General features: G+C 66.3%; 12 protein-coding genes. 3 read left to right on the top strand and 9 right to left on the bottom strand.

What is annotated here, in order from left to right; all coding sequences use genetic code 11:
• Positions 1-9: 9 nt before the first annotated feature.
• Both M1D56_RS02890 and M1D56_RS02885 read right to left on the bottom strand, forming a co-directional pair.
• The gene (locus tag M1D56_RS02890) at positions 10-513 is read right to left on the bottom strand and encodes an amino-acid N-acetyltransferase (protein ID WP_271173146.1); all 504 of its coding nucleotides are present in this window, start codon (positions 511-513) and stop codon (positions 10-12) included.
• A gap of 97 nt (positions 514-610) precedes the next feature.
• Positions 611-3,136, bottom strand: a complete 2,526-nt coding sequence (locus tag M1D56_RS02885) for an ATP-dependent Clp protease ATP-binding subunit (RefSeq protein WP_271173147.1) — start codon at positions 3,134-3,136, stop codon at positions 611-613.
• A gap of 408 nt (positions 3,137-3,544) precedes the next feature.
• On the opposite strand from M1D56_RS02885, the gene M1D56_RS02880 reads away from it, so the two are divergent.
• From M1D56_RS02880 to M1D56_RS02870, 3 genes are read left to right on the top strand one after another with little or no spacing between them, the layout of a single operon-like run.
• Positions 3,545-4,162: a hypothetical protein gene (locus M1D56_RS02880; protein ID WP_421074587.1), complete on the top strand. Its 618-nt coding sequence runs from the start codon at positions 3,545-3,547 to the stop codon at positions 4,160-4,162.
• Complete coding sequence (locus M1D56_RS02875) at positions 4,162-4,782, top strand: hypothetical protein (protein ID WP_421074586.1); 621 nt, start codon at positions 4,162-4,164, stop codon at positions 4,780-4,782. Before M1D56_RS02880 ends, M1D56_RS02875 begins: the two co-directional genes overlap by 1 nt.
• Positions 4,779-5,012 (top strand): helix-turn-helix domain-containing protein, encoded by a 234-nt coding sequence (locus M1D56_RS02870; protein WP_282979007.1) that lies wholly within the window; start codon positions 4,779-4,781, stop codon positions 5,010-5,012. Before M1D56_RS02875 ends, M1D56_RS02870 begins: the two co-directional genes overlap by 4 nt.
• Before the next feature lie 3 nt (positions 5,013-5,015).
• On the opposite strand, the gene M1D56_RS02865 is transcribed toward M1D56_RS02870, so the two are convergent.
• From M1D56_RS02865 to M1D56_RS02835, 7 genes are all read right to left on the bottom strand, one after another.
• Positions 5,016-5,411, bottom strand: a complete 396-nt coding sequence (locus tag M1D56_RS02865; RefSeq protein ID WP_271173151.1) for a type II toxin-antitoxin system VapC family toxin — start codon at positions 5,409-5,411, stop codon at positions 5,016-5,018.
• Positions 5,408-5,677: a hypothetical protein gene (locus M1D56_RS02860; protein ID WP_456284632.1), complete on the bottom strand. Its 270-nt coding sequence runs from the start codon at positions 5,675-5,677 to the stop codon at positions 5,408-5,410. The genes M1D56_RS02865 and M1D56_RS02860 overlap by 4 nt, the downstream gene beginning before the upstream one ends.
• Positions 5,678-5,736: 59 nt before the next feature.
• A complete protein-coding gene (locus tag M1D56_RS02855) occupies positions 5,737-6,582 on the bottom strand; it encodes a TY-Chap2 family putative peptide chaperone (RefSeq protein WP_456284631.1) in 846 nt (281 codons plus the stop codon).
• A 240-nt stretch (positions 6,583-6,822) separates the two neighbouring features.
• The gene (locus tag M1D56_RS02850; protein ID WP_456284630.1) at positions 6,823-9,366 is read right to left on the bottom strand and encodes a GIY-YIG nuclease family protein; all 2,544 of its coding nucleotides are present in this window, start codon (positions 9,364-9,366) and stop codon (positions 6,823-6,825) included.
• A complete protein-coding gene (locus M1D56_RS02845) occupies positions 9,363-11,069 on the bottom strand; it encodes an Eco57I restriction-modification methylase domain-containing protein (RefSeq protein WP_456284629.1) in 1,707 nt (568 codons plus the stop codon). The genes M1D56_RS02850 and M1D56_RS02845 overlap by 4 nt, the downstream gene beginning before the upstream one ends.
• The gene (locus tag M1D56_RS02840) at positions 11,066-13,195 is read right to left on the bottom strand and encodes a GmrSD restriction endonuclease domain-containing protein (protein WP_456284628.1); all 2,130 of its coding nucleotides are present in this window, start codon (positions 13,193-13,195) and stop codon (positions 11,066-11,068) included. Before M1D56_RS02840 ends, M1D56_RS02845 begins: the two co-directional genes overlap by 4 nt.
• Positions 13,192-13,821, bottom strand: a complete 630-nt coding sequence (locus M1D56_RS02835; RefSeq protein WP_456284627.1) for an N-6 DNA methylase — start codon at positions 13,819-13,821, stop codon at positions 13,192-13,194. The genes M1D56_RS02840 and M1D56_RS02835 overlap by 4 nt, the downstream gene beginning before the upstream one ends.
• Positions 13,822-13,840 lie beyond the last annotated feature (19 nt).

Raw genomic sequence — 13,840 nt, 5'->3', positions numbered from 1 at the left:
TGCATCCTCTCAGAGGTGCTTGAGCATCCGGGTGTTGCCGAGCGTGTTCGGCTTCACATGGGCGAGGTCGAGGAACTCGGCGACGCCCTCGTCGGGGCTGCGCACGAGCTGCGAGTACACGTCGGGCGAGACGACCTGCTCGCCGATCGGCTCGAAGCCGCGCCGGCGGAAGAAGTCGACCTCGAAGGTCAGGCAGAACAGGCGCGTGAGGCCGAGGTCGCGCGCCTTGCGCTCGAGCCCGTCGACGATGGCGCGGCCGACGCCGTGGTGCAGCCATCCGTCCTCCACGAGGAGGGTGCGGATCTCGCCGAGATCCTCCCACATGACGTGGAGCGCGCCGCAGCCGATGACCCGCCCGCTCGCGTCCTCCGCGACGAGGAACTCCTGCGTCGCCTCGTAGAGCACGACGAGGTCCTTGCCGAGCAGGATCCGCCGCATGACGTACGGCTCGAGCATCCGGTGCACCTGCTCCATGTCGGCCGCTCGCGCCGCGCGCACCGTGAACTCGGTCATCCTCCCACCCTAGGACGGCGCACCTCAGGCTCCGCTGAGCGCGCCGCGGGCACGCGAAAGAGGCGGAGCCCGAAGGCTCCGCCCCTTGTCGTCTCCGTCAGTCGCCGAGCGCCGCGAGGTCGGGCGTGGCCGAGATGTCGCCCCCCGTGTTCACGCCGACCGCGACCTTCTCGCCGCGGGGTGCGCTGTGGAACGTGAACTGGCCGTCGACGAGGTCGACCTTGATGTGGTGGCCCGACTCGAGCTGGCCGTTGAGCAGCTGCTCCGACAGCCGGTCCTCGACCTCGCGCTGCATGGCGCGACGCAGCGGACGGGCGCCGAGCGCCGGGTCGAAGCCGACCTCGATGAGACGCTCCTTGGCCGCCTGCGACAGCTCGATCGTCATGTCGCGGTCGAGCAGGCGCTCCGCCAGACGCTTCGTGAACAGGTCCACGATCTGGATGAGCTCGTCCTTCGACAGCTGCGGGAAGACGATGATGTCGTCGACGCGGTTGAGGAACTCGGGCTTGAAGTGGCGCTTGAGCTCCTCGTCGACCTTGCCCTTCATCCGCTCGTAGGTCGTCTGGGTGTTGCCCTCGACCTGGAAGCCGACCGGACCGCCTGCGATCGCCGACGAACCGAGGTTCGTCGTCATGATGATCACGGTGTTCTTGAAGTCGACGACCCGGCCCTGGCCATCCGTCAGACGTCCCTCCTCCAGGATCTGAAGGAGCGAGTTGAAGATGTCGGGGTGCGCCTTCTCGATCTCGTCGAAGAGCACGACCGAGAACGGCTTGCGACGGACCTTCTCGGTGAGCTGGCCGCCCTCCTCGAAGCCGACGAACCCGGGAGGGGCGCCGAACAGACGCGAGACGGTGTGCTTCTCGCCGAACTCCGACATGTCGAGCGAGATGAGCGCGCCCTCGTCGTCGAAGAGGAACTCCGCGAGCGCCTTCGCGAGCTCGGTCTTCCCGACGCCGGTGGGGCCAGCGAAGATGAACGAGCCCGAGGGGCGCTTCGGGTCCTTGAGGCCGGCGCGCTGACGGCGGATGGTCTTCGACAGCGCAGCGATCGCCTCCTCCTGGCCGATGACGCGCTGGTGCAGCGCCTTCTCCATGAAGACGAGACGGCTGGTCTCCTCCTCGGTGAGCTTGAACACCGGGATGCCCGTGGCCTGGGCCAGCACCTCGGCGATCAGGCCCTCGTCGACGACCGCGTGCGCGGCGACGTCACCCGAGCGCCACTGCTTCTCGAGGCGCAGGCGCTCACCCAGAAGCGCCTTCTCCTCGTCGCGCAGGGCGGCGGCCTTCTCGAAGTCCTGCTCCTCCGACGCGGCTTCCTTGGCCTCGCGGACCTTCGCGATCTTCTCGTCGAACTCGCGCAGAGCCGGCGGCGACGACAGGATCGACAGGCGCAGGCGGGCGCCGGCCTCGTCGATCAGGTCGATGGCCTTGTCCGGGAGGAAGCGGTCGCTCACGTAGCGGTCCGCGAGGTTCGCGGCCGCGACGATCGCGCCATCCGTGATCTGCACCTTGTGGTGCGCCTCGTAGCGGTCGCGCAGGCCCTTGAGGATGTTGATCGCGTGCGGCAGCGAGGGCTCGGCGACCTGGATGGGCTGGAAGCGGCGCTCGAGGGCCGCGTCCTTCTCGAAGTGCTTGCGGTACTCGTCGAGCGTCGTGGCGCCGATCGTCTGCAGCTCGCCGCGAGCGAGGAGCGGCTTGAGGATCGAGGCCGCGTCGATCGCGCCCTCGGCGGCGCCCGCACCCACGAGGGTGTGGATCTCGTCGATGAAGACGATGATGTCGCCGCGCGTGCGGATCTCCTTGGTGACCTTCTTCAGGCGCTCCTCGAAGTCGCCGCGGTAGCGCGAGCCGGCGATGAGCGAGCCGAGGTCGAGCGAGTACAGCTGCTTGTCCTTGAGCGTCTCGGGCACATCGCCCTTGACGATCGCCTGTGCGAGGCCCTCGACGACGGCGGTCTTGCCGACGCCGGGCTCGCCGATGAGGACGGGGTTGTTCTTCGAGCGGCGCGACAGGATCTGCATGACGCGCTCGATCTCCTTCTCGCGCCCGATGACCGGGTCGAGCTTGTTCTCGCGCGCGGCCTGCGTGAGGTTGCGGCCGAACTGGTCGAGCACCTGCGAGCCGCCCTGTGCCGCCTGCTGCGACTCCTGGCCGCTCGGCGCGACGCCCACAGGCTCCTTGCCCTGGTAGCCGGAGAGCAGCTGGATGACCTGCTGGCGCACCTTGTTGAGGTCGGCGCCGAGCTTCACGAGCACCTGGGCCGCGACGCCCTCGCCCTCGCGGATGAGGCCGAGGAGGATGTGCTCGGTGCCGATGTAGTTGTGGCCGAGCTGCAGCGCCTCTCGCAGGGACAGCTCGAGCACCTTCTTGGCGCGCGGCGTGAACGGGATGTGCCCCGTCGGCTGCTGCTGCCCCTGGCCGATGATGTCCTGCACCTGCTCGCGCACAGCGTCGAGCGAGATGCCGAGCGATTCGAGCGCCTTGGCAGCGACGCCCTCACCCTCGTGGATGAGCCCGAGCAGGATGTGCTCGGTGCCGATGTAGTTGTGGTTGAGCATCTTCGCCTCTTCTTGGGCGAGGACGACCACACGACGGGCACGGTCGGTGAATCTCTCGAACATGTCACTCCTCAGGGCCGAGGCCAGGACGCGTCGATAAAGGACGGTCGACGCGTCGTGGTTCCACCGTAACGAGCGCCCGTCGCTCGAGGAGCCGTGTTCGCCCTGGGCATAGCGCCTTGACGCGATGGTCGAGCGCGGGCGCGTCTCTCTCCCTCCCGGTCATTGAGCGAGCGAGCGAAGCGACCGAGACGAAATGCCGCAACCCTTCCTCGGGACCCACCCCCGGTCATCGAGCGAGGGAGCGCCCCTCCCGTCCCGGTCATTGAGCGAGGGAGCGAAGCGACCGAGACGAAATGCCCCGCCCCTCCCTCATCACAGAACGGTCACGATGACGCCACACCCCTGGCGCACCGCGCCAACCTTAACGACTATCGTTGTTATCGATTTTCGTTACGAGGGGAAGTCAGAATGCCGTCGAACTCGGATTCTCCGATCACGCGCGGAGACCGTCGGGCCATCTCGTTGGTCGCCTGGCTGAGTTTGGGTGCGCTCGCGCTCACGATCGTCTGGACGATCTGGCAGCTTGTGAACGGTGTCTTCGCACGTGCCATCCCGGTGCACGTGCCGATCGCGGACGACGCGGTCTTCTTCGAGGACGGACTCAAGCAGGTGCCGTCTTCGATCTTCACGGAGGCTGAGGTCACGGTCGTCGGGGCCCCGTGGTCCGTGCGCGTCCCCCTCGCGCTCGGCGTCCTTCTCTCGGCGAGCTCCGCTCTGGCGATCTGCGTGCTCATCTTCATCCTTGGCCGGCGCTTCGCCTCCCACCGCCCGCTCTTGCCCGGAACGGCGACTGTCGCCCTCGTCGCCGCATTGCTGTCCTTCGCGGCGGCTCTGTTGACGCCGCTCCTGCGCGGCCTCGCGGCGGCAGCCGCGACCGAGGCACTCGGGCTCCACAACTTCGGCTTCGCGATCCTCATGTTCGAATTCCCCGCCGGCGCACTGGTGACCCCGACGTTGTTGTTCCTCCTCGCTGCCGCGCTCACGATCGGCGCGCGGCTTCAGCGCGATACGGAAGGACTCGTGTGATGAGCGCCTCGACCTCCCGCCCTGAGCTCTTCCCGCAGAGCGATCGCTGGACGTTCCTGTGGATCATCGTCTTCGCCGTCGTACTTGCATGCGGCGTCGTCGTGGACGCCGTGCTCCGGCTCTCGCAGATCATCCCCAATTCAGAGGTGCCGATCACCGTGCGGCTGAGCGGCGAAGTCGCAACGCTGCCGCTCGGTCCCGGCAGCTCCGGTGTCGATGTCTCGGTGGACCGCGCGATCCTCTCCCTGAGCGGGCTCCCGCCGGCGCCATACTCAGCGCTGATCGCAGAGGTATCGATCCACGCGCTGAGTCTGCTCGGCGCGCTCGCATGCGCGGCATTCGTCGTCCTCAATCTCGCGCGCGGTAGAGCCTTTACACGTGACAACACGGTCCTGCTCGTGGTGATGGCGGGAGCCATCGGTCTCGACCTCGTCGCCGGTTCGTTCCTGCGCTCCTACATCACGGCCGCGGCCACCGCGCAGATCAGCGACGGCGCATATGTCGCGCCCAACGAGCCGATGGACTTTCTCAAGCTGTTCCTCTTCTTCGGGCTCGGTGCGGTCGCCCGCGCCTTCGCCGTCGGCGAGCGGCTTCAGCGCGACACGGAAGGCCTTGTGTGACGCCCGCCGCTGACGACGAGGAGACCGGCGTCCACTGCCGACTCGACGAACTCCTCGCCGAACGGGAGATGACGCTCACACGACTGAGCGAGATCGTCGGCGTGAGCATCGTCAATCTGTCGATCCTCAAGAACGACAAGGCCCGGGCCATCCGCTTCTCGACCCTCATCGCCATCTGCCAGGCGCTCGACTGCGAGATCGGGGATCTGCTCGTCCGCGCGGACCGCTGAGAGTCAGACGCACGTGATGCCGAGAGCGCCCGCTACTTCGCGCATCTGCGTGTCCGACGTGAGCAGTTCGGCACCCGCAAGGGCACAGGTCGCGAGATGGATGGCGTCCAGCGTGCGCACGTGCTGGCGGATCGCATGCGCGCGGCGCCAGACATCATCATCGAGAGGCAGCAGGCTCACGCCGCGAACGTATGCGCGAACCGGCTCACCATCGCGGCCATCGACGACCTCCAGGCGGGTGGCCACGCGCTCAGCTTCGAGCCAGAGCAGCTTCGACGACACCATCCGGTCGCCAGCCGCGAGATGCGCGCGCATCCGTTGACGCTGCACCTCACCGTCGTGCTCCGCGAGGGCGGCGCGCACGAGCGTCGACGTGTCGACGTAGATGACGCGGGTCACGACTCGCCTCGGAGATCGTCGAGGATCTCCTCGGCGGTGAGATCGGTGTCGACGGCGCCAATCCTGTCGAACTCCTCCACGCTCAACGTCGCATGCTCGATGAGCCCCTGGGCCTCCCAGCGTTCGAGGGCGGACTGAGGGCGCGGCAAAATCACCACGGCTCGCCCGTCGCGCCCGACGACCTCCACGGGCTCTCCCGTGTCGAGAACCGCGTCAAGCACGCGCGCCGTCTCGTGCGCCAAGGTCCGCCGGTTGATCGTTCGCATGGTGCCATTCTATGGCGAGGTGACACATGTGTCACTTCTCAGTGACGCCTGCCGGCCGGCTACAGCCAGCGGTTCATGAGCGCCGCGGTCATCCGGCGTGTTCGCGCGCCGTGCTTCCCGTACGCCGCGAGCAGGTCGACCGGAGCCTGCGATCGACGATGGAGCCGCCCCGCAGTCGTCACGACGGCCACCGGCTCCCCGTCGCGCAGCAGGACCCAGAGTCGGCTGTAGGGCGCACTCGCTGTGGCCAGACGGCGCGCCTTCTCGTCCTCTTCGAGAACGGAAGGAAAGGCATCGACATGGTGGCGCCGTGAGGCCTCGACTCCGGAGGAGTCGATGTGCTCGCTGCGGGCGTCCCAGAGGTGCCGTTCCCCTCCGAGGATGTGCAAGGCCGTCGAGATGAAGCGATACGCCAGGCCTCGCGCCGTCGCCGTCGGGACGGAAGAGGGCTGCGCCCAGCCGGCCGCTGCCTCGATTTCAGCGACCACTCGGCCCACACCCGCGCCCAGGAGGACGTCCGCCCACTCGGCCACCTTCCGCATCTCGGATTGACCCCGATGCACCTGCAGGGACCCGGCGCGGTTGAGCATGACGCGCGGTCGCGACGCTGTATGGGGCGAGCCGAGATCCTGCTCCTTCACGACCACGAGGACGTCGTAGAGGCCACCACCAGGATGCGTCTCATGCACGACCAGATCCGGATGACGACGCGTCAGCACGGACGCGACATGCCAAGACGCAGCGAGGACGTTCTGATGCGCCCCGCCCTGGGGCACAGTCGGCTCATCACGCGGATGGCTCGCCATCAGCTCGACGGCATGGCCTTTCGCCTCGTGAGCATCCCGCTCGCTGACGAAGATCGCCCTCAACACATACTCGACGCCGACCGTCGCGATCAGCGCCACCGTCGCGATGTCATCGTGGAGTCGCCACGCCGGAGACGACGAGGCCTTGAACCGAGCCCACTCCTCGAGCGGAAGCCCCGGTTGGGCGGTCAGCGCGTTCCATCCGCGCTCTCGGAACCTCTCATTCTCGGGCGGATAGTACGACTCCGGCCGGTCGCCCTCGATCGCCCACACCCCGACCGGCGCCATGCCGCCGGCTGTCGATACGCGAGCACGATGGACGACGACGATCACGGCAGCTCAGCTCGCCTCGATCGCGACGACCGTGTCGTAGAGCCCGTACCGACGCAGGCCCTTGTGCGATTCGATTCCGGTGTACGACAGCGACGAGTCCTCATATCGGCGGAATGCGAACACCGCCTGATTCATGTGCCCCGCATTGAAGACACCCAGCGAGACCAGCAGCTCGAAGTCGGCCACGGTGAGGCCGGTGACCGACTGGAACAGGTCGGAATCGATCTTGGTGATGACGTCGTAGAGCGTGTTCTCCCGGAAGTCGGTCAGGTACATGAACGCGGGAATCCGCGTCGCGAACTTGATCAGCTTCTCCTGGATCTGCTTCCGCTTGGACTTGTACTCCTTCTCCTCCGCCGAGAGCTCTTTCTTCTCGGCGGGAGTGATGTCGTCACCCTTCTCCTTCTTCGTCTTGCCTACGGCTTCGCTCTTGTTGACGACCGTCTCGATGATGTTGGCGCCGAGCGCTCGGAAGCCCTCGATGTTCATGACGGCGGCCATGGCGCGCTCATCCGCCATGATCTTCTTGAGGGTCGCGTTGTCGACGTTCACGAGGATGGCCGACTCCCATTTGCGCGCGAGCAGGGTCGCGGATGTCCCCGACATCGCGATATCGAGGATGCCGGCCGCGTCCACCTGCGTCATGTGGGAGCCGTCGTAGGCAAGTACCGGCAGGAAACTGACGAGCTCCTCGACCGCCTTCTCCGGGTTCGGGTTCTCAGGCGACAGCCCGCGACCGTACTCCGCGATCTGACGAAGGGCCCGCGTCGGCGCGAAGTCGAACACGAAGCAGACGGGCTTGAATATCTCGATCGCGTTCGGATCATCCCCGTTGGGATTGCGGATGGTCCAGGGCGACTGGACGCGGAAGGCCGCCTGGAAGTACGTCTCTGGCGCCTGCAGGTTCCGCAGCATGAGGATGGACGACCACTGCGGCACGGTCACGCCGGTCGTCAGCTTCCCGACCGTGAGGGTGATCGACTTGGTATCGAAGCCGCTGCCGATCGCATTACGCACCGGAGGCAGCGCGTCCAGGCCGACGCCCACATTCGGGGCCGAGACATTGATCACTCGGTAGTCGCGCCAGAATGCGTTCTGCGGCTCCGCCAGCAGATTCTCCATGGCGGCACACGACGCCGTACGGGGAAGCATCCAGATGGAGTGCTGCAGGTGCGGCAGCAGGCGCGTGTCGGAGTAGGGGAACGGGGGCCTCGTGCCCGCCTTCAGCGCGTCGAGCTGTGTCGGGGCGTACTCTCCCCGGATGATGTCGAGCCACTTCTGGACGTCGTCCTTGTGCACGAACTCCGCGTCATCCCCGGTTCCCTTCGCCTCGAAGAAGGCGTTGAGGTCGAACTCGTCGAACTCGCCCTGGCTCGCGATCGCCAGCAGCTCGTCCGGCATCTGGTACGTCAGAAGCCGCATCTCCGGAAGGGGCGCGTAGGGATTGGGCTCGTCCGGGTGGGCGGCCGCGAACTCCGCCTTCGCCCGCTGCTCGTCGGTGTAGGTCCAGTTGAAGATCTGCTCCTCGATGAACCGCCCCTCGTTCAGCACCTTGAAGGGAGTGCCGGAGAGGTAGAGGTACGCGTTCGCGCGCACGGGGACGAACTGGTCCTCTTCGCTGCCGCGCTCCTCGAGCTCCTCGGCGAACGTCTCGAGATCCGCGCCGAACTCCTGCTCGCTCGCCTTCTTGCGGGCCTTCTCGTCTTCGCCCTCGAAGAGCTCCTTGGCGGTGTCGCGCCACGCACCGAAGTGGTACTCGTCGAACACGACGAGATCCCACGCGACGTCGGACAGCCACTTGTGCTTGGGCTTGAAACCTCCCGCCTTGTCGCGCCCCAGGAGGTCCTGGAAGGAGCCGAAGAAGACAAGCGGTCGGTCGGCCTCAATAGTCGACGGGTCGCCGCCGGTCGCCCGCGAGAGGTACTGCCATCCGTCGAAGTCGACATGGCTCCTGAGGTCCTGCTCCCATGCGTCTTCGACCGCCGGCTTGAACGTCATCACGAGCACGCGCTTCGCGCCGAGCCTCTTCGCGAGCTGGTACGTCGTGAAGGTCTTACCGAAGCGCATCTTCGCATTCCAGAGGAACTCCGGGACTGCGTCGGAATCCTCAGCCCATCGGGACTGGAAGTACTCGTACGTCTTGTCGACAGCGGCCTGCTGCTCGGCGCGCATGGGAAAACTCTGAGTCGGAGTGCCCTCATACTCCTTGTGCAGCCGGAGCTCGGCGATGGCCGTGCGGACGTCCTCCACCGAGCAACGCATCCACTCGAGCTGGGGATTCGGGAACCCCTTCTTCTTGAGGCGCGCCCGTACATCGTGGTCACGGAACACCGACCCGTCCGGACGGTCAGCCGGCTCGTCGAGAACGATCTCGTAGTTCTCGATCGCGGCGGTCTTCAGCTGCTGAGCGACACGGGTCTTCACGTCCTGCGTCGTCTGGCCGACCTTCAGCAGCCCCGCGTGCGCGTCGTCATGGATGGCGTACGCGTAGATGCGCAGGCGGGTCGCGGGCTTGCTGGGGAGGAGATCCTCCTGCGCTCTCGAAGTCATGTCGCCCGAGACTCGTCGCCCGCGTCGGCCTGTTCAGGCGTTTCCGCGAGCACGGCCGAGTCGTCGTGAGCGGTGACTTGCGACTCCAGGAATTCGATCTCGTCGGCGTTCAGCCCGTATCGCTCGTAGAGCATGTCGTCCGTCCACTCACGATCGAGAGGAACGTCCGGCACGAATGCATACACCCCTCGGGCCGCGTCCTGGGTCGGTTTTCGGAGAGATACGAGGAAACGAACGAATCTCGTTCTCAGATAAGCCGCTCGCCGCTCCGCTTCGGAGCGAGTATCGAACCGCCCTGCCAGCAGGTATGTCTCGGTACACGCTGTCCCAGGCTCGGCCACGATAGGACGGCTAAGGAACTTGGTTTCCACCGCTGCACTGGTCCCCTGGACCCGAGTCATCAGCACTTTCCAGTCATCGACCCACGCCGAGTTGAGCGGGAGGTCGTTCCGCTCGATCCACGCTGTGCGCTGATTCGCAAAGAGCTTCACGGGGTCCTTCATTCCATCCGGCGAGGATGCGCCCCTGAAGTTCGTAGCGAGACCGAACGGCTTTCGGCTGGAGACCCGCGCATCGAGCGTCGGCTCGTTTCGAGCACGCACCTTCTCGAGAATCGGCACAGCTTCATTGCGCCGTACGAGCACATCGAACTGGTCGAGGTTGCGTTCGACCGGTTCGCCGATCGGCTCGCCGTCCCACATCGTCTGGATTCTGCAGGGGCCCTCATGATCTCGGTCCCAGAGGAAGTAAGAGATGCCGCCGCGGATCTTCACCCCGGGGAACGCCTCATACAACTTCGGGTAGTCGATGATGGCCCGCATGCGATGGTCGCTGAGCATTCTCTCGCGGTACGCATCGAGACCCTTGCCTCCGGCGAACCACCTCGACGGTGTCACGAACACGCCGAAACGAGGATCGAGCTCGAGCGCCTTCTCGACGAACAGCTGGTAGATCGGTGCGGCGGAGGTGCCGTATCCCCCATCACTCAGCTGATACGGCGGATTCCCGATGATGACGTCAAACTGCATGTCGGCTCCGAACAGCTCGCTCAGGCGAGCCTTGATGTCGTCAGTGTGGATGAGCGCATAGGCATGCGACTCAAGAGCGTCGGCCCGTGCGTAGTCCGCCTCGGACGCACCGCAATACGCGCACCGCCCCGTGCCCACGATGTCCACGACCTGCTCCGCGCCGGTAACCGGATGCGCGCGACGCTCGCGCCGCCGACTGGCCCAGGTGTGCTCCGTCCGCTCGAACCAGATGTTCCCCCAGTCGCGGTCGAAGCTCTTCGCGATCGAGTGCGGGCCGGTCGCGTCTCGCGAGCAGTACACACTGCGTCGAGCGAGCAGCGCCGTCAGCTGAGTGATCGCGATGCCGAACACCTGCTTCGTGAGGATGTGGTCGACCCGCTCCTCGAGATCCGGAATCACATTTGCGAGGCCATCCGTCATCCTCCTCGTGATCTCGCGCAGGAAGACCCCCGACTTCGTGAACGGGTCGAGGAACGTGACGGTTGGATCAGCCCAGATGACGGCACCGTCATTCGATTCCGCCCACGCCTGCTCGAGAGTGTCGAGCATCTGGTTGGCGAACTCCGGCGGCGTGAACACCTCGTCATTGGAGAGGTTCGCGATGCACGTCAGCACATCAGGGTTGTGCCCGTGCAGCGCGAAGGTCGCCTTGCCTTCGACGATCGGCGCGCTCACGCCTCCTCCGCCAGGTCGACGTCTGCCTCGCCGAGGCTCGCGAGGTACCGCTCGCGGACGTCGGCGAGCGAGACACCTCCGTCAATGCCCCAGAACTGCCATCCGTTCGCGTGACGCCCGAGCACAGCGCGCGCCGCGGCAGACGGAGTGTCATAGGCGCTGTCGCCCACGAACACCCGTCCGTCCTGAGCCACGGCTGCGACGACGGCGTCGTAGCCGGCACGCTGCACCGTCAGCGACGAGCCCGCCTCGAGCCATCCCGCTGAGATGAGTTCTGCCAGGTCGACAGAGACCTTGGCCTGCGCGCGTCGCTCGCCGGGATTCAGTCCGACGTGGCCTTCTGGCACCGGCCAGATCTCGAGGATCTGCGAGATCATCTGGTCCGTGCGCTGGGCGATCCGCGCTTCGTCCCAGACACCGTCCGTCGACATCGCGAGCGCCTGCTTCGTGATGAGGACGTCGTCGGAGGCCAGGAAGTGCTCACGCTTGCGCTCCCACGTCGCGTTCGAGACGCGGCTGTTGAGCGACTGCGTGACGATCGTGAGATTGCCCAGCGTCTGCACGGCTCGATCGCGCGCCGAGAGCGCCTCGTCGCTCAGCCCGTCATCCCAGTGCTTCGCCCAGCCCTGCGGCATGAGGTGCTCGATCGTCCCCTTGCCACGGACGATCGGCCCCATCGCGAGCCGCATGCCGTTGGGATATCCGCGCCGATGATCCTCGAGCGCCTCCAGCACCATGCGCAGCCGCCCGCGCCGGTGATCCCAATACACCGTCGCGTCGACGAGCGCAGCACGCACCTCGTCGTCGCTCGGCCAGTACCCCACCGCTGTGTGATTCGCGGCGAGGAATGCCACCGCCGCGTCGGCAACCTCGAGCGGAGACCTCGCCGAGAGGTGACCCAGCAGATCGACGATGAACCGATTCGATCCCTGGGACGGTGCCCTCACGAGCGCCCGCCGCACGAACCAGGTCTCCAGCGCCTCGAGGATCCTGTTGCGATCGTGCTCAGGGATGTCGGACTGCTCCGGCTCGTCGAGCCAGATCATCAGCGGACGGGCGACCTCTGAATCGAGCGTGCCGACGCGGTAGCCGAAAAGCTCCATGCGCTCCAGCGGCCCATCGGGACGCTGTGCGCCCTCGATCACGGCCCGGTAGCGATCGGCAGACGCCTTGATCCTCGGAAGCAGGGCTGCGACGTCCTTCTCCGCCGTCGTCACATAGTGCTTGAACTGCGTGAAGACCTCGCGGATCGGGAAGTCCTCGCGGGTCCGCGCCACGAGCCACTGCCACAGGAAGAGCGAGGAGCGGGTGTGCTTGACCCGGCCAGTCGTGATCTCCGTCTCCCACCAGGGCGTCTCGAAATCGGCCCAATGGGCGAGATACGCACGCTCGGCTTGCCCCGCGTCGATCTGCTGGAAGACGAAGTTCTTGATGAGGTCCGCCGCCGACAGCGGAGTGCCGCGTGCATTGAGCGTCTCGAAGATCGCCTGCGCGTCTTCATTCGCATCGAGACTGATGCTCGCGATCTCGAGTCGCTCGGTGACCGTCGCCACGAGCATGCGCGCACGTCGTTCGGCGTCGTCGCCATCGCCCAGCCACGCGACAATCGACTCCGCGAAGAAGCGATGGCCGTCTCGGAGGCGGGTCGCCGCAAGTGCGTCGTAGTCGATCGGCGAGGCAGCGGACATCACCGCCGTGAAGCCGGCGCGATCGCGGTTCGTCGGCCACAGCTTGAACCGATCCTCCGCGCTGTCCCAGTGGTCGCGGGGGTTCTCGACGAGGGAGTGGACGCGGCCAGCCAGGTTCGACCATCCCCGCCGCTCCAGCTCCGCGTGGAGCGCGTCGAGGAGGATCTGGAGGGTCGTGAGCCGCTGCTGGCCGTCGATGACGTTCCATGCGGGGAGGGCCCCCAGGCCGACGGGAACCTGCTGGATGACGATCGCGCCCAGGAAATGAGTCGCCGCCGCATCGTGCCGCTCGATCACCTCGATGAGACGCACGATGTCCCGCCAGAGCGGTTCCCACTGCGTCTCCTGCGACCAGACGTACGGGCGCTGGAACAGTGGCACGACGAGGCGAACCGGATTGAAGAAGACGTCCTGGGGCTTGACGACGTTCGTCTTCATGCCGCGATCTCCTGCGCCGTCATCGCCGGGTAGGACTTCACGGGAGCGAAGACGTCATGCTCCTCGAATGCAGCGAAGAGGCCGTCGAACGCCGCCTTGCGGGCGAGGCTGTCGAAGCGGAAGTCGCGCCGCTGGTACTTGCCGCGACCGAGGTACCCCCACTCGGGGAAGACGATGTGCTCTCCGCGCGCATCGGTGAGCTTCAGCGCGTCACCCTGCACGATGTTGGCCGCGAGCACCGCTTGCGCAGCCCGCAGCCAGACCTGATCGTCCGCGCCGAGTTTCAGATACCGGGTGAAAGTACCCGCGAGGTTCTCTCGGCACTCCTGCGCATTGTCCGCCAGCAGCTCGATGCCATAGATGCACATGAGCGCGAAGAGCGCGTAGTGGCGGTTCTCGAAGTCACTGCGACCGTGCCGCACCTGGACTGCCGCGAGCTTGCGCTCGAGCACGGGCACGAGGAAGTTGCCCGAGCCGCACGCGGGCTCGAGGAAGCGCGAGTCGATGCGCTCCGTCTCGTCTTTGACGAGGTCGAGCATGTCGTCCACCAGCCACCGGGGCGTGAACACCTCGCCGTGATCCGAAACCCGCTGTCGCGACTTGACCAGCCGCTCCCCCGACGTCATGGCGTCGAACCCTCATACA

The sequence above is a fragment of the Microbacterium sp. JZ101 genome, assembly GCF_053903175.1.
The sequence above is the reverse complement of the archived record's forward strand: the minus strand, read 5'-3'. Positions and strand labels throughout refer to the sequence as shown.